At 63.1% G+C, this 23,898-nt stretch carries 20 protein-coding genes; 9 read left to right on the top strand and 11 right to left on the bottom strand.

Annotated features, from left to right (window positions below):
• Positions 1 to 23: 23 nt before the first annotated feature.
• From NOX35_RS25435 to NOX35_RS25455, 5 genes are all read right to left on the bottom strand, one after another.
• Complete coding sequence (locus tag NOX35_RS25435; RefSeq protein ID WP_182284941.1) at positions 24 to 1,892, bottom strand: potassium transporter Kup; 1,869 nt, start codon at positions 1,890 to 1,892, stop codon at positions 24 to 26.
• A gap of 78 nt (positions 1,893 to 1,970) precedes the next feature.
• Complete coding sequence (gene gshA / locus NOX35_RS25440) at positions 1,971 to 3,266, bottom strand: glutamate--cysteine ligase (protein ID WP_004340452.1); 1,296 nt, start codon at positions 3,264 to 3,266, stop codon at positions 1,971 to 1,973.
• A gap of 78 nt (positions 3,267 to 3,344) precedes the next feature.
• Positions 3,345 to 4,811, bottom strand: coding sequence for a TrkH family potassium uptake protein (locus NOX35_RS25445; RefSeq protein WP_182284942.1), 1,467 nt, complete (start codon positions 4,809 to 4,811; stop codon positions 3,345 to 3,347).
• A gap of 9 nt (positions 4,812 to 4,820) precedes the next feature.
• Positions 4,821 to 6,281, bottom strand: coding sequence for a Trk system potassium transporter TrkA (trkA, locus tag NOX35_RS25450; protein WP_256495148.1), 1,461 nt, complete (start codon positions 6,279 to 6,281; stop codon positions 4,821 to 4,823).
• A gap of 84 nt (positions 6,282 to 6,365) precedes the next feature.
• The gene (locus tag NOX35_RS25455; RefSeq protein WP_256495150.1) at positions 6,366 to 7,646 is read right to left on the bottom strand and encodes a glutamate-5-semialdehyde dehydrogenase; all 1,281 of its coding nucleotides are present in this window, start codon (positions 7,644 to 7,646) and stop codon (positions 6,366 to 6,368) included.
• Positions 7,647 to 7,753: 107 nt separating this feature from the next.
• Between NOX35_RS25455 and NOX35_RS25460 the strand changes: the two genes are divergently transcribed.
• Complete coding sequence (locus NOX35_RS25460) at positions 7,754 to 8,059, top strand: hypothetical protein (protein ID WP_256495151.1); 306 nt, start codon at positions 7,754 to 7,756, stop codon at positions 8,057 to 8,059.
• A 129-nt stretch (positions 8,060 to 8,188) separates the two neighbouring features.
• Here the strand turns inward: NOX35_RS25460 and holA are convergent, their stop codons facing one another.
• The 3 genes from holA to leuS all read right to left on the bottom strand — a co-directional run bounded on the left by holA (position 8,189) and on the right by leuS (position 12,742).
• A complete protein-coding gene (holA, locus tag NOX35_RS25465) occupies positions 8,189 to 9,241 on the bottom strand; it encodes a DNA polymerase III subunit delta (protein ID WP_256495152.1) in 1,053 nt (350 codons plus the stop codon).
• Positions 9,242 to 9,369: 128 nt separating this feature from the next.
• A complete protein-coding gene (gene lptE / locus NOX35_RS25470) occupies positions 9,370 to 9,882 on the bottom strand; it encodes an LPS assembly lipoprotein LptE (RefSeq protein WP_182284947.1) in 513 nt (170 codons plus the stop codon).
• Positions 9,883 to 10,033: 151 nt separating this feature from the next.
• Positions 10,034 to 12,742, bottom strand: coding sequence for a leucine--tRNA ligase (gene leuS / locus NOX35_RS25475; protein WP_182284948.1), 2,709 nt, complete (start codon positions 12,740 to 12,742; stop codon positions 10,034 to 10,036).
• A gap of 368 nt (positions 12,743 to 13,110) precedes the next feature.
• Here leuS and NOX35_RS25480 point away from each other — a divergent pair, with 368 nt between their 5' ends.
• From NOX35_RS25480 to NOX35_RS25490, 3 genes are all read left to right on the top strand, one after another.
• Complete coding sequence (locus tag NOX35_RS25480) at positions 13,111 to 14,331, top strand: mechanosensitive ion channel family protein (RefSeq protein ID WP_182284949.1); 1,221 nt, start codon at positions 13,111 to 13,113, stop codon at positions 14,329 to 14,331.
• 59 nt (positions 14,332 to 14,390) lie between these two features.
• Entirely contained in the window at positions 14,391 to 14,972 is a 582-nt protein-coding gene (locus tag NOX35_RS25485; protein WP_003060496.1) for a DJ-1/PfpI family protein, read from the top strand.
• Positions 14,973 to 15,090: 118 nt separating this feature from the next.
• Complete coding sequence (locus NOX35_RS25490) at positions 15,091 to 15,444, top strand: ribbon-helix-helix domain-containing protein (RefSeq protein ID WP_182284950.1); 354 nt, start codon at positions 15,091 to 15,093, stop codon at positions 15,442 to 15,444.
• Positions 15,445 to 15,447: 3 nt separating this feature from the next.
• Here NOX35_RS25490 and NOX35_RS25495 read toward each other — a convergent pair whose 3' ends face one another.
• From NOX35_RS25495 to trxA, 3 genes are all read right to left on the bottom strand, one after another.
• Complete coding sequence (locus tag NOX35_RS25495; RefSeq protein ID WP_182284951.1) at positions 15,448 to 15,936, bottom strand: META domain-containing protein; 489 nt, start codon at positions 15,934 to 15,936, stop codon at positions 15,448 to 15,450.
• Positions 15,937 to 15,985: 49 nt separating this feature from the next.
• Positions 15,986 to 17,041 (bottom strand): nuclease-related domain-containing protein, encoded by a 1,056-nt coding sequence (locus NOX35_RS25500; protein ID WP_182284952.1) that lies wholly within the window; start codon positions 17,039 to 17,041, stop codon positions 15,986 to 15,988.
• A 168-nt stretch (positions 17,042 to 17,209) separates the two neighbouring features.
• A complete protein-coding gene (gene trxA, locus NOX35_RS25505; RefSeq protein ID WP_182284953.1) occupies positions 17,210 to 18,160 on the bottom strand; it encodes a thioredoxin in 951 nt (316 codons plus the stop codon).
• Between the two features lie 320 nt (positions 18,161 to 18,480).
• Between trxA and NOX35_RS25510 the strand changes: the two genes are divergently transcribed.
• The 5 genes from NOX35_RS25510 (at position 18,481) to NOX35_RS25530 (ending at position 23,820) form a co-directional block, all read left to right on the top strand.
• Entirely contained in the window at positions 18,481 to 19,458 is a 978-nt protein-coding gene (locus NOX35_RS25510) for an ABC transporter ATP-binding protein (RefSeq protein ID WP_182284954.1), read from the top strand.
• A complete protein-coding gene (locus tag NOX35_RS25515) occupies positions 19,455 to 20,867 on the top strand; it encodes a hypothetical protein (protein ID WP_256495156.1) in 1,413 nt (470 codons plus the stop codon). The genes NOX35_RS25510 and NOX35_RS25515 overlap by 4 nt, the downstream gene beginning before the upstream one ends.
• Positions 20,868 to 20,967: 100 nt before the next feature.
• The gene (gene purE / locus NOX35_RS25520) at positions 20,968 to 21,462 is read left to right on the top strand and encodes a 5-(carboxyamino)imidazole ribonucleotide mutase (protein ID WP_003072555.1); all 495 of its coding nucleotides are present in this window, start codon (positions 20,968 to 20,970) and stop codon (positions 21,460 to 21,462) included.
• Positions 21,459 to 22,628, top strand: coding sequence for a 5-(carboxyamino)imidazole ribonucleotide synthase (locus NOX35_RS25525; RefSeq protein ID WP_182284956.1), 1,170 nt, complete (start codon positions 21,459 to 21,461; stop codon positions 22,626 to 22,628). The genes purE and NOX35_RS25525 overlap by 4 nt, the downstream gene beginning before the upstream one ends.
• 193 nt (positions 22,629 to 22,821) lie before the next feature.
• Entirely contained in the window at positions 22,822 to 23,820 is a 999-nt protein-coding gene (locus NOX35_RS25530) for an L-threonylcarbamoyladenylate synthase (RefSeq protein ID WP_182284957.1), read from the top strand.
• The last annotated feature ends 78 nt before the right edge of the window (positions 23,821 to 23,898 follow it).

Genomic DNA, 23,898 nt, shown 5'->3' on the forward strand with positions numbered 1-23,898 from the left:
AAGGCATGTTTGACTCAAAGTATTTACAGCTCGATCTTGGAGCCCAACTCCACCACCGAGTTGCTCGGCAGGTGCAGGAAATCAGCAACCCGGCTCGCATTCTTGTGCATCTGCGCAAACAGCTTTTCACGCCAGTGCGCCATCGAGTTGTTCATGCGCGGAATGATCACATCACGCGACAGGAAATAGCTGGTGGACATGGAGTCCAGCTTGCAGCCTTGAGTACGCAGCTGCGCTAGCGCAGCAGGCACATCGGGCTCGTTCTTGAAGCCGTAGTGAATGATGACTTCCCAGCAATCGCCCCCTAGCGACTCCGCCTCCACCCGCTTGTCCATCCCGACCCAGGGCACTTCGTGGTTGCGTACGGTCACAAAGAGATTGCGCTCATGCAGCACTTTGTTGTGCTTGAGGTTATGGAGAAGCGCATGCGGCACGGTGCCGGGCTCCCCCGAGAGGAAAACCGCCGTACCGGGCACGCGCGTGGGCGGATGGCGCCAGGTGGATTCCAGAAACTGACGCAGATCCAGCGCATCCGCCTGCAACTTCTGATGCAGCAGCTCGCGCCCGCGGCGCCAGGTCATCATCAGGGTAAAGACCGTGCCGCCGATCAGCAGCGGGAACCAGCCGCCTTCAAACAGCTTGAGCAGGTTCGAGGCGAAGAAAGCCAGATCCACCACGAAGAAGAAGCCCGTTGCCAGCAGGCACAAAGCCAGCGAGTAGTTCCAGCGATAGCGGATGACAAAGAAGGTCAGCATGGTGGTGATCAGCATGTCCAGCGTCACCGCAATACCGTAGGCCGCCGCCAGATTGCCGCTATTGCGAAACAGCAGAACAGCCAGCGCAATCGCCACAAACAGGCCCCAGTTGACCAGTGGCATATAGATCTGACCAGTCTCCTTCACACTGGTGTGGCGTACTTCAAAACGTGGGAAGTAGCCCAGCTGAATGACCTGACGCGTCACGCTGAAGGCTCCCGTGATCAGCGCCTGCGAGGCGATCACTGTGGCCATGGTGGCCATGATGACCAGCGGCAGCAGCGCCCAACTGGGTGCCATCATGAAAAATGGGTTCTTGACGGCCTCGGGATTGGCCAGCAGCAAGGCGCCCTGACCAAAGTAGTTCAATGTCAGCGCCGGCATGGCAATGCTGAACCAGGCCAGGCGGATCGGCTTCTTGCCGAAATGCCCCAGATCGGCATACAGCGCCTCGGCACCGGTCACACAAAGCACGACCGAGCCCAGAATGATGAAGCTGATGCCCGGGCTGTTCCAGATGAAGCGGACCGCGTAATGCGGGCTGAGCGCGGCCAGGATTTCCGGATGCCCCATGATCTGGTGCACGCCGAGCAGGGCAATACAGGCAAACCAGGTCACGGTGACAGGGCCAAAGAATTTGCCTATGCCTGCTGTTCCGCGCTTTTGCACAAAGAACAGCAGAAACAGAATCACCAGCGTCAACGGAATAACGGCCTTGGTGAAATGCGGCGAGATGACTTCCAGGCCCTCGACCGCCGAGAGCACGGAAATCGCCGGAGTGATAACGCCATCGCCATAGAAGAGCGAAGTGCCGAACATACCCACCAGAAACAACGTGCCGGACAGGCGCGGCTTGTCCTTGACCGTCTGCGAGGCCAGGGCCAGCATGGCCACCAGTCCGCCTTCGCCGTTGTTGTCGGCGCGCAGCACCAGGGTCACGTATTTGAGGGAGACGATGACCGTGAGCGTCCAGAACAGTACCGATAGCACGCCATAGACGTTGTCCGGCGTGAACGGCACATAGCCTGAGCCGAAAACCTCCTTGACCGAGTACAAAACACTGGTTCCGATGTCTCCGTAGACGACACCGATCGCGCCCAGGGTCAGGGCGCCTAGCGAGGATTTCGAATTTTGCACGGCTCAGGAAGCGACTCGTAAGGCAGTCACCAAGTGATGAATTGTCGGCATTGTGCGCTGTCCTCAGCGCCTGCGAAATCAGTCGTAGATTTCTGCGTCGGGATTAGTGGCTTCCAACTCGTAGCTGGCTGCCAACATGGCCAAACGTGCTATCACGCCATACATATAGAAGCGGTTGGGTGCGCTGGCGCCCGGACGTGCGCTGGCCTGAGGCAGGTGGTTGCTCTGCTGGAAAGCCAGGGGCACGTAGCCCGCACCGGGGGCATTGAGGTTCTCGTCCTCACCGCGTTCGGGGTGCATGCGGTAGAAACCTCCCACCACGTAACGATCCATCATGTAGACCACGGGCTCGGCCACGGCGTTGTGCATGCGCTCATAGGTCAGCACGCCCTCCTGCACGATGACGTCATGCACGGTCTGGCCATCCTTGATGACGCCCATCTTGTTGCGACTCTTGCGCGGCAGCGCAGCCAGTTCCTTGGCGTCGCGCACGGTCATCACGCCCATGCCATAAGTGCCGTTGTCGGCCTTGACCACGGCAAACGGCTTTTCCTTGATGCCATATTCCTTGTACTTGCGGCGCACCTTAGAGAGGATCACGTCCACCTGCTCGGCCAGGGCCTCCATGCCCGTGCCTTCGGCAAAGTCGATGTTCTCCACATGGCCGAACAAGGGGTTGATCAGCCAGGGATCGATGCCCAGCAGCTTGCCGAAGCGCTTGCCGACTTCCTCATAACTCTGGAAGTGACGGCTCTTGCGGCGCACATTCCAGCCTGCATGCAGCGGCGGCAGCAGGTATTGCTCGTACAGCTCCTCGATGATGCCGGGCACGCCGGTGGAGAGGTCGTTGTTGAGCAAAATGGTGCAGGGGTCGAAATCCTTGAGGCCCAGACGGCGCTTGCTGCGGATCACCGGCTCCAGCTTGATCTCGTCGCCCAGCGGCAGCGTGATGGACAGCGTCTTCTTGATCTCGGGGCTGATGGAGCCGATACGCACATTGAGACCCGCCATGCTGAAGATGCGCTTGAGCTGCAGTACGCTGGCCAGATAGTGGGTGTTGCGCGTGTGGTTCTCGGGGATGATGAGCAGGTTGCGCGCCTCGGGACATATCTTTTCGATAGCAGCCATCGCAGCCTGCACAGCCAGTGGCAGCATTTCATCGGTCAGGTTGTTCCAGCCGCCTGGAAACAGGTTGGTATCCACCGGTGCCAGCTTGAAACCCGCATTACGAATATCCACCGAACAGTAGAACGGCGGCGTGTGCTCCATCCATTCCAGGCGGAACCAACGCTCAATGGCAGGCATGGAGTCAAGAATGCGCTGCTCAAGTTCGTTAATGGGGCCGGTCAAAGCCGTGACGAGATGTGGAACCATAAATACCCTCAGGAGACGATGGTGGGGGGCAATTGTAGAGATTGAAGCATGAGATAGGTGTTTTCCCCAGTCTTTGTTTCAACGACGCCAGAATGCCGGTGACAGCAAAGCCATGAAACTCAGTATCTCGAGCCGCCCCAACAGCATGCCCAGAGTACACACCCAGATCTGGAAATCCGTCAACACCGTGTAGTTGGATGATGGGCCAACCGCGCCCAACCCCGGCCCCGTGCAGTGCACGCTGGCCAGCACGGCAGAGAACGCGGTCAGAGGGTCGAGATCGGTCAGCAACAGCACCATGCTCAGCACAATGACGGTGGCACCGTAAACCAGCATGTAGGCCAGCACCGAAAAAATCATCGGGTTATCTACCACCGCATCGCCCAGCCGCACCGGCTGCACGGCTCGCGGGTGCACCAGACGTGTCATCTCACGCCTGGCCTGCTTGACCAGAATCAGCATGCGCACCATCTTGATGCCGCCTCCGGTCGATCCCGCACTGGTGGCCACCCCCGACAGCAGCAACAGCAAAACAGGAATGAACACCGGCCAGGACAGATAGTCCGTGGTGGAAAAGCCCGTGGTCGTGGCTACCGAGACGGTGTGGAACATGCCGTTGCGCAAGGCATCGAGCGGGCCATAGACACCCTTGATCCAGAGCAGCAGCGCCACCAGCAGACCCGATCCCACCAGCACGCCCATCGTGGCGCGCATTTCGGGGTCGCGCATGAAGCTATCGATGCGCCCCTTGCGCATGGCCACGAAGTACAGCGCAAAGTTGCAACTGGCCAACAACATGAACAGCAAGGCTGCAGCCTCCAGCAGCGGCGAGTTGAAATAGGCGAAGCTGGCATCGTGCGACGACAGCCCACCCAGACTCACCGTGGCGAACATATGCATCAGCGCATCCAGCGGCTGCATGCCACAGACCCAGAAGGTCAGAAAACAGCCAATGGAAAACAGCGCATATACACCCCACAGGCCTTTGGCTGTCTCGGTAATACGGGGCGTGAGCTTGGTGTCCTTGACGGGGCCTGCGGCTTCCGCTCTGAAAAGCTGAGCGCCACCGACACCGAGCAGCGGCAGCACGGCCACGGCCAGAATCAGAATCCCCATGCCCCCCATCCACTGCAGGAAGGTGCGCCAGACGTTGATAGAAACCGGCAGCTGGTCCAGACCGCTGAGCACCGTGGCCCCGGTTGTCGTCAGGCCCGACACGGCCTCAAAGTAGGCATGGGTAAGGCTGATGGAGATGCCCACCCGGTTCAGCCCCATCATCAGCGGCACCATGGCGCATAGCGGCAGCACCACCCAGACCAAGGTCACCAGAATCACGCCATGACGCGCTTGCAGATCCTGCTTGTGACGGTGCAGCCCCCCCCACAGCAGCAGGCCCACGCCGACCGTCAGTCCGATCGACCATGGATAGATGCGCCAGATGCCGTCCTGCGTGAACCAGGAGATGCCAAAGGGCAGCAGCATGGCGCCGGCAAACATGATCATCAGCATGCCCAGCACACGCAGGACAGGGAGCAGGTCTTTCATGAGCTCAGCTTAGAAAAAGGTGGCACTGACGCGAAACAGGTTTTCCACGTTGCGCACCAGTCGCTTGTTGGGCAGGAAGAACACCACATGGTCGCCGGATTCAATCACGGTATGGCTGCGCGGAATGATGACCTCGGCCTCCTGTGCCGCGCCTGCCACTTCCTCGCAGGTCTTGCCTTCCGGAATACCCCGAACGATGAGACCGATATGAACTTCCTCGGGCAGGCGCAGCTCTTCCACCTTACGCCCCACCACACGCGAGCTTTTGCGGTCGCCGCGCGCCACGATCTCCAGTGCCTCGGCAACGCCGCGGCGCAGGCTGTGCACGGCTTGCACATCGCCGCGGCGCACGTAGGCCAGGAACTCGCCCAGCATGGCTTGCGCAGGCGATAGCGCAATATCGATCTGCGTGCCGTGCATCAGGTCGGCATAGGCACGGCGATTGATCAGCGACAGAACGCGGCGCGCGCCCATGCGCTTGGCCAGCAGGCTGGACATGATATTGTCCTCGTCATCGTCCGTCAGCGCCAGAAACAGATCCACCTCTTCGATGCCCTCTTCCTCCAGCAAGGCCTCATCGGTGGCATCGCCTTCCAGCACCAGCACCTCGGCAGGCAGCACCGACGACAGGCCCAGGCATTGCTGGGCATTGGACTCGATGATCTTGACGTGAAAGCGCCCGGGCGTCTGCGCCAGCTTCCTGGCCAGTCGCAGGCTGACCTGACCACCGCCCGCAATCATGATGCGGAACACCGGCCGGCTCGGGCGACCTTCCGGCAGGTTGATGACCTTGAGCGCCTCGGACACATGCTCGGTCGCAGCCAGCATGAAGACCTCATCGCCGGGTTCTATGCGCGTAGCCCCGTCGCAGCGCACAAACCGGTCGGGTTCATCCATGAAGCGCCGATAGATGGCCACGATGCGCATGGCCAGCTCCGGCATGCGCTCACGCACCTGGGCAATCTGCAGGCCCACGGCAGGCGCACCGGCGCGTGCTCGTACCGAGGCCAGAGCGGCCCGACCGCCCGCAAAGGCACGCACCTGCATGGCCTCCGGGTACTCGATGAGCTTGCGGATGTAATGGGTGACCGATTCCTCGGGACAGATGATGCGATCGACCGCAAAACCCTCCTTGCCCAGCACCGGGTCGTCCACTGCAAAGCTGGACGAGCGCACCCGTGCAATGCGGGTCGGAATCTCGAACACCGTCTGGGCAATCTTGCAGCACACCAGGTTCGTTTCGTCCATGGAGGCACAGGCAATCAGCAGGTCGGTATCCTTGGCGCCCGCTTCAGCCAGCACCTGGGGATCGATGCCGTTGCCGACCACGCCGCGCAGGTCGAAGCGAGACTCCAGCTCGCGCAATGCTCGCGCATCCGTGTCGATGACGGTGATTCCGTTTTGCTCGGATACCAGACTTTCGGCCACACTCTGGCCTACGCGCCCGGCACCCAGAATAATGATTTTCATGGTGTTATGGAAAGGGATCCAAGCTGCGGCATTGAGTCATATCCGGAAAAAGTCCGCGCCTGCGGCTTCTGCGGCAGACGAACTTCAGGAACGGACTTCGCCGTCGCCCAAGACCACGTATTTGAGCGAAGTCAGGCCCTCGATGCCCACCGGCCCACGCGCATGGAACTTGTCGGTGCTGATGCCGATCTCGGCGCCCAGTCCGAACTCGAAGCCATCGGCAAAGCGGGTGCTGGTATTGACCATGACGCTGGCCGAATCGACCTCGCGCAGGAATTTCTGTGCGTGCAGGTGATTGGTCGTCAGAATCGACTCCGTATGGTGGCTGGAGTACTTGTTGATGTGGGCGATGGCCTCGTCCACGCCGTCCACCAGCTTCACGCTGATGATGGGAGCCAGATATTCCTCGTACCAGTCCTGCTCCACCGCCTGGGCCAGCTTGGCATCCTTGACGGTCTGCAAAATGGCCAGTGCCTCGGCATCGCAACGCATCTCCACCCCCTTGGCCGCATAGACGGCACCGATTCTGGGCAGGAAGTCTGCAGCCACGGCACGTGCCACCAGCAGGCTTTCGCTGGCGTTGCAGGGGCTGTACTTGTTGGTCTTGGCGTTGTCGGCCACCTTCACGGCCATGGCGATGTCGCAGGGATCATCCACATAGGTGTGGCAATTGCCATCCAGATGCTTGATGACGGGCACCTTGGCCTCGCGGCTGATACGCTCGATCAGGCCCTTTCCGCCACGGGGGATGATGACGTCCACATAGTCGGGCATGGCGATGAGCTGGCCCACGGCGTCACGGTCGGTGGTCTCCACCAGCTTGACGCCGTCTTCAGGCAGGCCTGCCTCGGCCAGCGCCTGGGCCACCAGCCTGGCCAGCGCCTTGTTGGAGTCAATCGCCTCCGAGCCGCCGCGCAAAATGCAGGCGTTGCCGCTCTTGATCGAGAGGCTGGCCGCTTCGATGGTCACATTCGGGCGGCTTTCATAAATCATGCCGAACACGCCCAGGGGCACACGCATCTGGCCCACGCGAATACCGCTGGGCATTTGCTTGAGGCCGCTGATCTCGCCAATCACATCGGGCATGGCAGCCAGTTGCTCGCAACCTTCTGCACAGGTCTCCAGCACCTTGGGCGTCAGACGCAGTCTGTCGACCATGGGGGCCGACAGACCGTTGGCCACGGCACGCTCCAGATCGCGGGCATTGTCGATCTGCAGCGGCTCGACGTTCTCGCGCAGCAGACGGGCCAGCGCCTTGAGTGCTTTGTTTTTAGTAGCTGCAGACGCACGCGCCATCAGTGCAGAGGCGGATTTTGCCTGTACACCGAGGTTGTGCATGTATTCGACGGTATTGAGCGCGTTCATAGCGTGATTTTCGCCGAGATAAGCAAGTTGCGCAGACAAGCCCGACCATGAGGGGGTTTATGGCCCTGCTGACACCTACACTCGGCCTCTGAATCGCAAGGAGACCTATGAGCCACAACACCACAGCGCTGCAGGAAAGCGCCCGCCAGCTCCAGCAGCTGCGCAGCGGATTCGAGCAGCTTGCCCATTCGCAGATCAGCGCCAGCGCCCTCGGCCAGCAGGCACGCGCCGCGACCACACTGCTTGAGGCACTGCCGCCACGCTATGGTGAGGTGCTGCTCAATCTGCTGGACCGGCTCGAATCCAGCGCGCTGTTCACCGAGGAAAGCTGCTCCTTCAGCCAGAAGGACCTGCTGGACAACCTCCGCGCCTGGGCGGACAAGGCGCAGATACAACTGGAGAAGGTGCACTGAGCCGAGCACAACGCCAAAAACCGACTCAGCTCTAGCGCGAGGGACACTGAGGAAGGGCCTGCGCCGGCCGCGCCGCAACAAAGGTGTCGTCCCCCACCCGCAAAGAGAGGGGAGATGGCGCGTTGCGCCTCAGGGGGGGTTCCCTATTGTCGCCAGCTGCATGGCCAGCTGACGCAGGGCCTGCCAGCTGTCGCGTGGCCAGCCCGCGCTGGGCAGGCCTTTGACAATGCCGTCCACGGCATGGGCAGCCTGCAGCAGCTCGGCTGCGCGTGCATCGCTGACACGTGGGAGCAGCCGCTCCATCAGCCTCTCCTTGGGGCCCCAGATGCGGTTTTCGCGCAGCGCCATGGGCAGAGGCTTGCCGCCCGCCATGGCATCCTTCACGCGCTTGATGTTGCGAATGTCCTCGGCCAGCGCCCAATGCACCAGCACCTCGGCCTCGCCTTCGGCCTGCAGGCCGTCGAGCATGCGCATGCTGCGCGCCACCTGCCCCGAGAGTACGGCCTCGGACAGCTTGAACACGTCATAGCGTGCCACATTGAGCACCGCCTGCTCCACCTGTGCCAGGCTCAGCTCGCCCTCGGGGTGCAGCAGGGCCAGCTTCTGGATTTCCTGGTGCGCGGCCAGCAGATTGCCTTCCACGCGGTCGGCAAAGAACTGCAGCGTGCGCTGGCCCTCTTCACCTGCGGCCACACGCTGGTTCTGCAGCGCCAGCCGCTGGGCAATCCAGTGCGGCAGCGCGCCACGCTCCACCGGGTCGACCTGGATGGAGACGCCATTGCCGTCCAGCGCCGCAAACCAGGCCCCGGTCTTGGTGGCCTTGTCCAGGCGCGGCAGACTGATCAGGGTCAGCGTGCTGTCGTTGCCCTGGGCGCTGCTGGCCAGCTGCTGCAGCGCAGCACTGCCATCCTTGCCGGGTTTGCCGCTAGGAATGCGAATTTCCAGAATCTGCTTATCCGCAAACAGGCTCAGGCTGCCGCCGGCCGCCAGCACGCCACTCCAGTCAAAGTGAGCGCCCATGACGGTATAGCTGCTGCGCTCGGTATAGCCCTGAGCACGCGCCGCTGCACGAATCGCGTCGGCCGCTTCCTGCTGCTGCAAGGGCTCGTCGCCATGCAGCACATAGAGCGAGCGCAAGCCCTTGGCCAGATGGGAGGGAAGCTGATTCAGCGCAAGCTGCATGGAGAAGAATTTTCTATAAAAAGCATCTGAAACGCCCTGAGATCAAGCGTCAGAAGCTATCAAATTTACCGAACCAGCACTGACAACTCGCAGGCCCGGGTGGAGCCGCTCAGCAACTCAGAGAGGGTTCAAGACACTTGCATGCTCTTGACTGCGGCCAGACGGCGAATGATCTGCTGCACGATGTCGTTGCGCATATCCTTGTTCAGCATTTCTTCTTCTACTGCCTTGGACAAGGCGTTGGTTTCGTTATAGGTCACGTTGCGGATCTGGCGAATCTCGACCGGCTCGATCAGCTCATCGCCGCCGGGGGTACGCAGCGAGAAGCGCACTATCAGGCGCAGCTCGATTTCACGCACCTGACCGGCCACGTTGGAGCCGATGATCACGCGCTGGGCCTGCTCGCTGATGATCTGGCAGATCACTTCGGCGGTATCGGGCGAAGCCGGGTCCTTGACTACGCTCAGTTGGTCGCTGCTCGATTCCAGACTGCGACGCAGCAAAGTGCCCACGGGCGCACCGCGCCCCGCCTGCACATAGATGGAGCGAAACACAAAATTAGGCGCTCCGCGCAGGCGAAAGCCGCAAGCCCCCAGCAAAGGCGTCAAGGCCATGGCGGCCAGCAGCGTACGTTTTTGCATCAACTGTCCTTTTATCTTCAACCCGAGCAGCGAATTCGCCGCCCTGCTGCGAGCACCGCCTCTTGCGCCAGGGATAGCAAGCAAGGGCAGCCCCGCAGCGAGGCTATCGTCCCCCTGGGGGGAAGGCGCGAAGCGCCTCAGGGGGAGTCATTTACACAACAATATTCACCAGGCGGCCCGGCACCACGATGATCTTCTTGGGTGCACGGCCTTCGGCAAACTTCTGGTACTCCTCATTGGCCAGCGCGGCCGCCTCGATGGCAGCCTTGTCGGCGGTGGCGGACACCAGGATCGCACCGCGCAGCTTGCCGTTGACCTGCAGCACCAGCGAGATCTCGTCCTGCACCAGGGCCTTGGGATCGACCTGCGGCCAGGGGGCATCGAGCAGATCGCCCAGGTGGTTGGCATAGCCCAGCTCGCTCCACAGCACATGCGCCAGGTGGGGGGTTGCAGGGTAGAGCACGCGCAGCAGAATGCCGAAGCCTTCGATCAGCGCCACCTTGGCACCGGCGTCATCCAGGGCCTTGAAGTCTTCCAGCGCATTGATCATCTTCATCGCGCCGGAAACCACGGTGTTGTACTGCATGCGCGAGTAGTCGTACTCGACCTGCTTGAGAACGTTGTGGATTTCCAGACGCAGGGCCTTGGCTGCCTTGCCGAATTCCACATCGTCCAGCGACTTGGCACCGGCCACGCCCTGCACGGCGGAAGCCATGTCCATGGCTGTCAGCTTGCTGCCGAAGTTGTAGACGCGGCGCAGGAAACGATAGCTGCCTTCCACGGCGGCGTCGTTCCACTCCAGCGTCAGCTCGGGGGGCGAGGTGAACATGGTGTACAGACGTGCGGTGTCGGCGCCGTACTTCTCGATCAGGTCCTGAGGGTCCACGCCGTTGTTCTTGGACTTGGACATGGTGCCTACGCCCTCGTAGTCGATGGCGGTGCCCACGGGCAGCAGGCCGTCGGCGCTGTCCACTTCGATCTTCAGCTTGGCGCCGATGATCTTGCCGGACTCGTCGAACACATGCTCCACATCCTTGGGCCAGAAGTATTCCTTGGCGCCCTTGGCCGTGCGACGGCTGTAGATATGGTTGAGCACCATGCCCTGGGTCAGCAGCTTGGTGAAGGGCTCGTCGATCTTGACCAGACCCAGGTCGCGCATGACCTTGGTCCAGAAGCGCGCATACAGCAGGTGCAGGATGGCGTGCTCCACGCCGCCGATGTACTGGTCCATGGGCATCCAGTAATCGGCGCCGTCGGCCACCATCTGCTCGCTGTTCTTGGCGTCGCAGTAGCGCATGAAGTACCAGGACGAATCCACAAAGGTGTCCATGGTGTCGGTTTCACGGCGGGCAGGCTTGCCGCAGCAGGGGCAGACCACGCCGGCGTGGAAGGCCTCGGACTTGACCAGTGGATTGCCGGAGCCATCGGGCACCAGATCCTGGGGCAGGACCACGGGCAGGTCCTTCTCGGGCACGGGCTGAGGACCGCAATCGACGCAATGAATGATGGGGATGGGGGTGCCCCAGTAGCGCTGACGGCTGATGCCCCAGTCGCGCAGACGCCAGGTCGTCTTGAGCTCGCCCAGGCCCTTGTCGCCCACAATCTTGGCCACGGCCTGCACCGCATCCTTGTGGTTCAGTCCGTCGAGGTCGCCGGAGTTGATCAGTACGCCGCGCTCCTTGTCGCCATACCAGTCGCTCCACTGCTTGTCGTCATAAGCGGCCTGGCCTTCCACGGCTACCACCTGCTTGATGGGCAGTCCGTACTTGTTGGCAAAGGCGAAGTCGCGCTCGTCGTGGGCGGGAACACCCATCACGGCGCCGTCGCCATAGCTCATCAGCACATAGTTGCCGATCCAGACTTCGACCTGCGCGCCGGTGATGGGGTGGGTGACGAACAGGCCCGTGGGCTTGCCTTCCTTTTCCTTGACGGCCAGCTCGGCCTCGGTCGTACCGCCCTTTTTGCACTCCTCGATGAAGGCTGCCAGCTCGGGGCTGGCGGCCGCAGCGTGCAGCGCCAGCGGGTGCTCGGGGGCAACCGCGCAGAAGGTCACGCCCATGATGGTGTCGGCACGCGTGGTGAAGACATACATCTTGCCATCGCCAATCAGTTCGCCTGCAGCGTTCTTGACCTCATGCGTGAACGCAAAGCGCACGCCGGCGGACTTGCCGATCCAGTTCTCCTGCATCAGGCGCACCTTGTCGGGCCAGCCATTCAATGTGGCCTTCTCGTTGCCGACCTGCACATGGTCCAGCAGCTCCTGCGCGTAATGGGTGATGCCCAGGTAGTAGCCTGGAATCTCGCGCTTTTCCACCAGCGCGCCGGTACGCCAGCCGCGGCCGTCGATGACCTGCTCGTTGGCCAGCACGGTCTGATCCACCGGGTCCCAGTTCACCACCTGCGTCTTGCGGTAGGCAATGCCTTTTTCCAGCATCTTGAGGAACAGCCACTGGTTCCACTTGTAGTACTCGGGGTCACAGGTGGCGACCTCGCGGCTCCAGTCGATAGCCAGGCCCATGGCCTGCATCTGCTTCTTCATGTACGCGATGTTCTCGTACGTCCACTTGGCAGGCGGCACCTTGTTCTTCAGCGCAGCGTTCTCAGCTGGCAGGCCGAAGGCATCCCAGCCCATGGGCATGAGGACGTTGTAGCCCTTCATGCGCAGCTGGCGCGTGAGCATGTCGTTGATGGTGTAGTTGCGCACATGGCCCATGTGCAGCTTGCCGCTGGGGTAGGGCAGCATGGAGCAGGCGTAGTACTTGGGCTTGCTGCCGTCTTCGCTGACGCGGTAGGCGTCCTTGGCTTGCCAGTGGTCCTGCGCGGCGCGCTCGACCTCGATGTGGTTGAATTTTTCTTGCATGGTGCAGTGCAGTGGCCGCCAGCCCCACTTGGGACCCGGCAAGGTAGAAATCTGAAATCAGCAGGGATTTTAGGCTGCCCGACCGCTTGCGCCGTTTTAGCCCTGCATGACCGCAGAACCCGCTGCGCCATCCCTGCGGCCTTCCTGCACGCCACGCTGGGAAATACGGCTTTGCGTAAGCTAGTGGTTGTTCACAAATTGCTGAACTTTTTGCACGGCTGGCAATCTGACTGGCCTGTTTCCGTGCCCGACGCCATCGCCTGCCTTCTGCCCGAAGTTGCCAGACTTGCGCTCCTGCCCTGGTCCATTCTTCTGAGGAGCTGCTCTTGCTTTCCCGCTGGTCTTTTGTTTCTGACTGGAACCCCGCCATGCAAATGCTGGCCTCGCTCTGCGTCCTGGCCCTGACCGCCCTCGTGGCCGGCTGGCTGACCCAGTGGCTGGGGCTCAAGGTCTTTCGCCGTATGCGCGACACCCTCAGGACAGGCTGGGCCCAGATCCTCATGCACGACAAGGTGCTGCGCCGCCTGGCCAAGGTCGCGCCCTCGCTGATCGTGCAGTTCGGCGTGCAGGGCGTACCCCATCTGGAGCCGCGCTGGACCACGCTGATCACCAATGTGGCGGTGGCCTTCACGCTCTACCACCTGGCGCGGGCGCTGTGCGATCTGCTCAACGCCATGAACGAGGCCCATGAACGCGACGAGGCACGCAAGGCCGCCGTTCAGACCCACTCCATCAAAAGCTATGTGCAGCTGGGCAAGCTGCTGGTCTGCAGCTTTGCCGTGGTGCTCATCGTGGCCACGCTGATGGACCGCTCGCCGCTGCTGCTGCTCTCGGGCCTGGGCGCCATGTCGGCCGTGCTGATGCTGGTCTTCAAGGACACCATCCTCTCCTTTGTCGCGGGCGTTCAGCTCGGCAGCAACGACATGCTGCGCGTGGGCGATTGGATAGAGATGCCCCAGGTCGGCGCCGACGGCTTTGTGACCGATATCGCGCTCAATACCGTCAAAGTGCAGAACTGGGACAAGACCATCACCACCATTCCCACCTGGCGGCTGATGACGGACAGCTTCAAGAACTGGCGCGGCATGTTCGACTCGGGCGGACGGCGCATCATGCGCTCGCTGAACCTGGATGCCAACACCGTGCATCTGCTCTCGCCCGAGGAACGCGCAGGCATGGGCCATATCGCACTGCTGCAACCCTACTGGAGCGAGCGCGACGGCCTGCAGGCCATGCCCGGCGCGGCCGAGGCCGCCATGCCAACCCAGGCCATCGCTGCACACCAGGTGACGAATCTGGCTGCCTTCAAGGCCTATGCCTACGCCTATCTGATGGGCCATCCGCGCATTGGCAAAGGCCCGGGCATGTTCCTCATGGTGCGCACCATGGAGACATCGCCCACGGGACTGCCGCTGCAGCTGTTCTGCTACACCAACACCACCGTCTGGGTGGAGTACGAAGGCATACAGGGCGAAATCTTCGACCATCTGATCGGCGTGCTGCCGCAGTTCGGGCTGACGCTGTACCAGCGCTCGTCGGACTACGGCACCCACTATCCGCCCGCCCGCCCCGATGTAGTAGCCCGTTAATACCTACAGCGCGCCCTGACTGCCCACAATGGCCTGACCCAACCACAAGGAGACAGACCATGGCAGGCAAGAAGATTTTGATGATTTGCGGCGACTACTGCGAGGACTATGAAACCATGGTCCCGTTCCAGGCACTGCTGGCCGTGGGCCATACCGTGCACGCGGTCTGCCCGGACAAAAAGGCCGGCGACCAGATCAAGACCGCCATCCACGACTTTGAAGGCGCACAGACCTATAGCGAAAAGCCCGGCCACAACTTCACGCTCAACGCCACGTTTGCCGATGTAAAGCCCGAGCAGTACGACGCGCTGGTCATCCCCGGCGGCCGCGGCCCCGAGTATCTGCGCGGCTATGAAAGCGTGCGCGCGGCCGTACGTCACTTCTTCGACACCAACAAGCCCGTGGCCGCCGTCTGCCACGGCGCGCAGTTGCTGGCCGGGGCCGGCGTGCTCAAGGGCCGCACCTGCTCGGCCTACCCCGCCTGCCGCGCCGAGGTGGAACTGGCCGGAGGCAGCTATGCCGATATTCCCGTCGACCAGGCCCATACCGAAGGCAATCTGGTCAGCGCCCCGGCCTGGCCTGCCCATCCGGCCTGGATCGCCCAGTTTCTCGCGCTGCTGGGCACGAAGATTTCACACTGAAATCGGCCTCCAGCGCTTTCCCATCAAGCGCAGAAAGCTATCAATTCAAGAGTTCTCCTCTTGACGCCGCAGTCACCGGGCCACACCATGGCCCGGTTTTGTTTTGGAGAGTCGCGCCATGTGCCAGGTCTTTATCAGCGCCGATCCCCAGCTCTGGGCCCACCGGGCCCGCTCCATCCGGCTGCATGGAGTGGCGACCAGCATCCGGCTGGAAAACCTGTTCTGGCAGGTCCTCGAAGAGATTGCCACGCGAGACGGCTATACCGTGCCCCAGCTCTGCACCAAGCTCTACGACGAACTGCTGGCCGAGCGCGGAGCGGTGGACAACTTCAGCTCTTTTCTGCGCGTGTGCAGCACCCGCTACCTGGCGCTGCAGCTGTCGGGCGAGATTCCGCAGGACATGGGCATACCGATCCGCTCGCTGGGCAATGCCTCGTCACTCAAGTCCTCCAGCCCGCAACTCACGCACTGAGGCTCAGCGCAGATACACGGCCTCGAGTCGCAGCAGCACACGCCCCTCGGCATCGCTGAGCACCAGTTTCTGCCCCTGCACGGCGTAGCTGCTGACCTGGGCCAGGGTTGCCACCAGCAGTTGCTCCCGGCGCATGCCCTGCACACAGGCCATGCGGGTGCCGCCCACGACCGAAAAACGCAGCCAGCGCCCGTCCAGGCCGTAGCTGCCGCGCAGGCGATTGCAGCCGCCCGCGCCATGAAAACGGCCGCTGCCGGTCTCCAGCACCAGATGTGGCTCGGGCTGGTTGTCATAGACACTGACATGCGGGCCGTCACCCAGCTGCACCAGCTTCCAGTAGGTATCGAGCAGCGGTGCCGGCACGGCGGCCATGGCTTCGCCCTCGGACGCTTCGGGCGCTGCATCCGTAGCGCCGACTGCCAGGCTCCCCAACATCAAGAGTGCGCTCAGTGCCGGACGAAGAAAGGTGCGCAGGCTCGGGAAAGCAGTCATCACAAACACCTTTGCGGCCTTCAACGCGTACAGAAAAAACGCTTGCAGCTCATTTTTCAGGAGTCTCAGACACTTGCGCAAGCATCTGTTCACCGCGCACAAAGCTGCAGGCCACCGCATTGGTACAGCGCCAGATGGCCTGCCCCGCCAGTGGCCCGCGCTGCATCAGCAACTTGCGCAGCGGCCATTCGCATTGCGGGCAGACCGGCACAGCATCGACCCGCCCGGGCCGCACCGGCTCTGCAGCCTCTGCCGCAGTGTCAACCAACCTGGCAGGAGCCGCAACGGCTGGCCGGGTGGGCTGAGCCTGCGCCGACAGATCCCTCTCGACTGCGGCCGAAGGCGGCGCCGGCATGACAGGCTCCAGCAGAATATCCACGGTCTCGGGCGCGGGCGGCTTGACCAGCTGGGCTGCGGCTTCCGCTACCGGCTCCAGCCTGGGTTTGCGCGCCTTGCTGGCCGCCTGCAACTGCCGGACATGTGCCACATGCCGCCTGTCGGTGGCACGGCCGGGCTGCAGCCGCAGTTCTTCAAGCTTGTCCAGCAGCGCCTGCATTTGCTCGGGGCTCCACACAGGCTGGGCAAAGCTCTGGATATGGCCGACAAAACCAAGGCCGCGCGTGACGTGAGCCGGCATCTCGGTCTTGAATTCGCAGTCGCCCACAAAGGCGATCACCGAGTGCAGATGCTCGGGCGCAATGTCCAGCAGCGACTGCAATGTCTTGATGTGCTTGTAGTTCTGGCGCAGCGGGTTCTGGAAGCGGCTGCGTTTCCTGAAAATCTGCTGCGTCCATTCACGCTGCTTTTCAGTGCCGAAAATCCAGCCCTGGAAGTTCTTGGTTTCCAGCACGAACAGGCCATAGGGCGAGAAGATCAGATGGTCGATCTGCGTGCTGCCGCCATCCGCCGTGGGCAGGGTAACGTTGTGCATGTCCACATAAATCAGCGGATTGAGCCGTCGGCGGATCGCTGCCTGCACGGCCCGCTCGCCACGCCAGCCCTTGAAGCGCGGCGAGCGCAGCACGCCCACCAGCACCGCGAATGCCAGCGCCAGCCCCAGATAAACAAAGAGGCCCTGAAAGGCCACTGAAAAGATCTGATCCATCGCGAGTCTCATTCAACGCAAGCAGCAAAAACTGGCGTGCCCCAAGGCAAGGGACAGCGAGCAATGCCTGGGCGCCCCCCGCCACCGCGCAGCGAAGCTGTCGTCCCCCTCCCATAGCGCGAAGCGCGTAGAGAGAGGGGGAAGGCGCAAGCGCCTCAGGGGGAGCCTTCAATTCAACGCCATGCTCAGCTTGCGGCGATAGCTGTTGACCAGCGCCGTCGCCTCGTCCTGCTCGGCGCTGCTCTTGCCCAGCAGCTCGATGCCGCCACTGGTCTTGCCGGGCACGGCGTCCTGCTTCTTGGGCTTGGGCGGGGTCAGCAGCTCCAGCACGCCGACGATGAGCTTGCGCGCCGCCTGCTCGTTCCAGGTCTTGTCGCGCATGATGATTTCCAGCAGTTCGTCCATGGCGTCGGTCCACTGGCTGTGTGCCAGCAGGGCGCGCGCCCGGCCAAAGCGGGCGTCGAAGTCGCGCTTGTTGGCGGCGATGGCGGCATCATATTTGGCCAGGTCAGCATTGTCGTCCTGCACCGCGAACTCCAGCGCCTTGAGCCACTGGTTCAGCGCTTCGAAGCGCAGCGGCTGGGGAATGCGCTTGATGGGCTCGGCCAGCAGGGCCGCAGCTTCCTCGAAGCTGCCGGTGGCGATCAGCAGGCGCACATAGTCAAAGCGCGCATCGTCGTTGGCCGGGTCGGCCGCCAGCGCATCGGCCAGCTTCTGCAGCGCCGCCTGGGTGTCGCCGGACTCCAGCAGGGCCTGGGCTTCGTCGGCATCGGCCTCGGCCGTCAGTTCGCCTTCGGAGGGCAGATGCTTGTCCAGGAACTCGCGCAGCTTGCCTTCGGGCTGGGCGCCCATGAAGCCGTCCACCGGCTTGCCGCCGATCATCAGCACGCAGGTCGGGATGGAGCGAATGCCGAACATGCTGGCCAGCTGCTGCTCCTGATCGGAGTCGATCTTGACCAGTTTGAAGCGACCTTCATAAGCGACTTCCAGCTTCTCCAGCACCGGGCCCAGCGTCTTGCAGGGGCCGCACCAGGGCGCCCAGAAGTCCACCAGCACGGGCACGGCCATGGAGGCGGCTACGACTTCGGCTTCAAAATTCTCGAGGGTGACGTCAATCATGTGATTCCCAATGCTGCTTGTGCGCTGCCACGCGGGCAGCGGCGCTGAAAAGTCTGCGAACCGGCCACTCCAGCAGAGTGCCCACCGCACGATGCTGCGATTCTCCACGCAAATGCGCGAGCGCAAGCCATAGACCAGAACGGAGCGGGTCTTTGCTACTCAGATGGGAGCAGCTTGCGCATGTTTCAAGGTCGATTCAAGGTGTTTTATGTCGACAATCAATGAACGGCATGCGCAAGCAGCTACGGTTTAAAGAGTGACCGCCACCACGGTGCCTCACGCCCCTGGGCTATATTGTTCGCGAACCAAGGAGCGCAGACTTGATTGAAGTTTCACAACTGGTGTTTGAATATCCGGGCCACCGCGCCCTTGACGGCGTGAGCCTGTCCATCGCTGCGGGCAGCGTGACGGCACTCGTCGGCCCCAACGGCGCCGGCAAATCCACACTGATGCGCTGCATTGCCGGACTGGAGCAGCCGCTGTCTGGCCATATCCGCGTCAAAGGCCTGTCGGTCGAGGAACAGCCGCGCGAGGTGCACCGCCACCTGGGCTATCTATCGGACTTCTATGGCCTGTACGACCGACTCAGCGTGATGCGCTGCCTGCAGTACTCGGCCCTGTCCATGGGCGTTGCACCCGGTGACGTGGATGCCCGCGTACGGCAGGTGGCCGCCCAGCTGGGCCTGACGGAGCTGCTGCACCGCCACCCGACCGAGCTCTCGCGCGGCCAGCGCCAGCGCGTGGCGATCGGCCAGGCCATCGTCCACCAGCCCGGCGTACTGCTGCTCGACGAGCCGGCCAGCGGCCTGGATCCCGATGCGCGCAGCAGCCTCTCCACGCTGTTTCGCCAGCTTCAGGCCCAGGGCATGACGCTGATCGTCTCCAGCCACATCCTCAGCGAGCTGGACGAGTACTGCACCCATATCCTGAGCATCCGCGACGGTCGCATCGAAAGCCATGAGGCACTGCAGAACGCCCACGGCCCGGGCCAGCCCGCCGCAGTGGGTCAGCAGCCCCAGCTCTATGCGCTGGAAGTGGCCATGGAGCAAAGCGAAGGCCTTGAGGCCCGCCTGCGTCAGGCACTGCTGAGCACCTCGGTGCAGGACTTCGACACCACGGGCCGCCGCCCGATCCAGCTCTGGCTGCCGGCCGCCGCCAATGCTCGCGCCCAATGGCTGGCCCAGCTGGTGCAGGCCGGCATTCCGGTCGCCGCACTGTACCCGGTGCGCGAGCGGCTGCAGGACCGCTATGCCCGCACGGCTCAGGCCCGCGATACCGAAAGTCAGGAGCAAGCATGAGCCAACACAATCCCGAATTCCAGCGCCAGCTCTGGCTGAACTGGCGCCCCTCGCTGCTGGCCTGGAGCCTGGGCCTGAGCCTGCTCATCCTGGCCCTGCCCTTTGCCCTGTCCTCTGCCAAGGGGCTGCCCGGCATGCTGAGCATGACCGCCATCGCCGGCCTGTACCTGGCCGCCATCATCTATGGCAGCGTGCTGGCCGGGCGCAGCCTGGCCGAGGAAGCCAGCCAGAACACCTGGGACTGGCAACGCCTGTCCGTGCTCACGCCCTGGCAGATGGCCTGGGGCAAGCTGCTGGGCGCCACCTTGCCTGCCTGGCTCTATGTGCTGTGGTTTGCGCTGGCCGTGGCGGGTGTGAGCCACTTCTGGGCGCTGGAGCCCCTGAAGCTGCAGCACACGATTGGCCTGGCCGTGATCTGGGGCCTGGGCCTGCAGACCTGGGCCATGAACTCCGTGCTCATGAGCTGGGGACTGAGGGACAGGCCCATCAATCGCCGGCGCGCGGCACTGCTGCCTTTGCTGATCCTGTTCTTCGCACCCGGCCCCTTTATCGACCATGTCTACAAAGGCATGATGGACGTCGACGTCGAGCCCGTCTTCTGGTGGGGCCTGAATGTGGGCGGCCTGGGCCTTGCCTATCTGGCCGGAACCCTGGTGCTGGGCCTGGGGCTGCTGGCCCTGTGGCGCCAGCTGTGCACCCGGCTCGATGTACGCACGCTGCCCTGGGCCTGGCCTCTGGGCCTGGCACTGGCGGGATTCTTCGCCGCCGGCTCGCTCAATCTGGGCATTGCCGAATTTTTCAGCAGCACCGCCTGGATCGCGCTGATCGGCACCGCCTATGTCGCCCTGCAGCATATGGACCAGCATCTGCGCGCCTGGCGCCAGGTGCAATGGTCGGCCAGCCGCCAGCGCTGGCGCGAGGCGCTGGAGGCGCTGCCGCTGTGGCCGGTCAGCCTGCTGCTGGGCTTTGCCATGGCCTTGCTGCTGCTGTTCGCCCCCCAGTCACTTGAGGCGGCCATCAGCGGCAAGCTCAACAGCTTTACCTTCTATCTGTGCCTGCATCTGCTGCGCGACTGCCTGCTGCTGACCGGCTTTGCCCTGCTGGCGGGCAGACTCAAGTCCCCCCTGGCCTCGTTTGTCGTCACCTGGCTGATCCTCAACATCGCCGCACCGCTGCTGGCCTATGGCATGGGCGGCCATACGGGCGCCATGTTTGTTCAGCCCGTGGTGGCCATGTGGATGAGCTCGCCGGACGGCATAGAACAAGTCGGCGCCTGGGTCAGCTATGTGCCCTGGGCTTCTCTGAGCCTGCAGATCCTGGTCACGCTGGCCTGGGTCATCCATGTCTTCAGGGACCGCGTGCTGGGCTTTGCACGCGATAACGCGGCGGCCCACATCCGGGGGTCATAGTTGCTTTGCCCGGACGGCTATGCCCCACAGTCGACCGGCAATGCAGCGAAACCGTAAAATCAGGGGTTCCACTAGGCCGGGCGGCAGCGCCCTGAAGAACATGAACCCCATCCAAGTTGGCGTGGTCATGGGTTCCAGCAGCGACTGGGACACCATGCAACACGCAGTTGCCATCCTCCAGCAATTCGGTATCGCTTTTGAAGCACAGGTCGTATCGGCCCACCGCATGCCGGACGACATGTTCCGCTTCGCCGAAGCTGCGGCCGACCGAGGCCTCAAGGCCATCATTGCCGGCGCCGGCGGTGCTGCCCACCTGCCCGGCATGATTGCCGCCAAGACCACCGTGCCGGTGCTGGGCGTGCCTGTGGCCAGCCGTCACCTGCAGGGTGTGGATTCGCTGCATTCCATCGTGCAGATGCCCAAGGGCGTGCCCGTGGCCACCTTTGCCATCGGCAATGCCGGTGCTGCCAATGCGGCCCTGTTTGCCGTGGCCCTGCTGGCCAATGAAGATGCCGAGCTGCGCAAAAAGCTCGAAGCCTTCCGCGCCGAGCAGACCGAAGCGGCCCGCAATATGACGCTGCCGGTGAACGCATGAGCAAAGACACCGATGTGATCCTGCCCGGCGCGACGCTGGGCGTGCTGGGCGGCGGTCAGCTGGGCCGCATGTTCGCCCATGCCGCTCAGGCCATGGGCTATTTCACCGCCGTGCTGGACAAGGACGAGACCAGCCCCGCCGGTCTGGTCAGCCACCAGCATGTGCGCACCGGCTACGAAGACGCCAAGGGCCTGGCCGAGCTGGCCGGACTCTGCGCGGCCGTGACCACCGAATTCGAAAACGTGCCCGCCGGCTCGCTGAACAAGCTGGCCGAGAGCCTGCCCGTATCGCCCGCCGGCTCGGCCGTGGCGATCGCCCAGGACCGCGCTGCCGAAAAAGCCCACTTCGTGAAATGCGGCGTGCCCTGCGCCCCCTATGCCGTGATCGAGACGGCCGAGCAGCTGGCGGCCGTCAACGACGCACTGCTGCCCGGCATCCTCAAGACCGCACGCATGGGCTATGACGGCAAGGGCCAGATCCGTGTCAAAACCCGCGACGAGCTGATCAAGGCCTGGGACGAGCTCAAGCAGGTGGCCTGCGTGCTCGAAAAAATGCTGCCGCTGGCGCATGAATGCTCGGTCATCGTGGCCCGCGGCCGCAATGGCGACATCGTCAACCTGCCCGTGCAGCGCAATCTGCATCGCGACGGCATTCTGGCCGTGACCGAGGTCTACGAAGGCAACGTGCCCGCAGCGCAGGCAGAGCAAGCGATTGCCGCCGCAAAATCCGTAGCTATCGGCCTCGACTACGTGGGCGTGCTCTGCGTCGAATTCTTTGTGCTGGACAACGGCCAGCTGGTGGTCAACGAGATTGCCCCGCGCCCGCACAACAGCGGCCACTACAGCCAGAACGCGATGGATGTGTCGCAGTTCGAGCTGCAAGTGCGCTGCATGACCAATTTGCCCCTGGTGCAGCCGCGCCAGCACAGCGCCACCGTCATGCTCAACCTGCTGGGCGATCTGTGGTTCAGGAACGGCGACAGTGCGCAGGCTCCGGCCTGGGACCAGGTCCTGGCACTGCCAGGCGCCCACCTGCATCTGTACGGCAAGGTCGATGCCAAGCCGGCCCGCAAGATGGGCCACTTGAACATCACCGCGGCCAGCCCCGAAAAAGCGCGCGAAACCGCTTTGAAGGCGGCCGAGATCCTGGGCATTGAAGCGTTCTGATAACACCCCCTGAGCGGCTTTGCCTAGGCGGCCCCGCCGCTTCCCCCTAGCCGGGCGCCCCTCTCTCGCTACGCGGGAGGGGGACGACGCCCTGAGCGTAAGGGGCGGCCCTTGCTCGGCGTCCTTCGCTGATGCTCTGCAAGCGCAAAAGCACCGCACATACGGCGGCGCAGTGCATGAAAGAGGAATTGAAATGATCTTGGATGGAATGCTGGAAGCCTCGGTGCAAGCCGCTGCGGTTGCGCTGCAGCAAGGCCGGCTGCTGGGCCTGCCCACCGAGACGGTCTACGGCCTGGCCGCGGACAGCGACAACGACGCCGCCGTGGCGCAGATCTTTGCCGCCAAGGGCCGCCCGGCCAACCATCCGCTGATCGTGCATGTGGCCGACGCCGCCGCCATCACCCGCTATGCCAGGGAAGTACCGGTCTTTGCCCAGCAACTGATCGATGCATTCTGGCCCGGCCCGCTGACCCTGATCCTGCCGCGCCTGCCGCATGCCGCCAGGGCATCGACCGGCGGCCAGGACAGCGTGGGTCTGCGCTGCCCCTCGCACCCTGTGGCCCATGCGGTGCTGCAGGCCTGCCAGCAGCTCGATCCGCCGGTCTGGGGCGTCTCGGCCCCCAGCGCCAACAAGTTCGGCCGCGTCAGCCCCACCACGGCCGAACATGTGGCCACCGAGTTTGGCGAAGAACTGCTGGTGCTCGATGGCGGTGCCTGCGAAGTGGGCATTGAATCCACCATCGTCGACTGCACGCGGGGCGTGCCCGTGCTGCTGCGCCCCGGCGCCATCACACGTGACGATATCGAGCGTGCCTGCGGCCTGCGGCCGCTCTCGAAAGAAGAGCTGACTGCGGATACCCCACGTGCCTCGGGAACGCTCTTGGCGCATTACGCGCCCAACGCCAAGGTGCGGCTCATGGATGCCAGGCAGCTGCAATCGGCGCTGGACATCCTGGGCAGGGATGGCAGGAATATTGCCATCTATCACCGCAGCCCCCTCAATGTCACAACGGCCCAGCTGCTGCTGCGCCGCATGTCCGACGAGCCGCGCGACGTGGCCCGCGAGCTGTTTGGCATGCTGCGCAATTTCGACGACTGGGGCGCCAAGCTGATCTGGATCGAAACCCCGCCCGACACCGCCGATTGGGAAGGTGTGCGCGACCGCCTGCAGCGTGCGGCGGCTGCGGGCTGAGCGGCCGCTTAGCTGATTTTCAAGTAAAGATACAAATTTTTATTCGTTTTCTTTATTAGAAACCCTCTCTAACCTTGC

It is taken from the genome of Comamonas sp. C11, assembly GCF_024496285.1.
In the GTDB taxonomy this organism is placed as follows: domain Bacteria; phylum Pseudomonadota; class Gammaproteobacteria; order Burkholderiales; family Burkholderiaceae_C; genus Comamonas; species Comamonas testosteroni_F.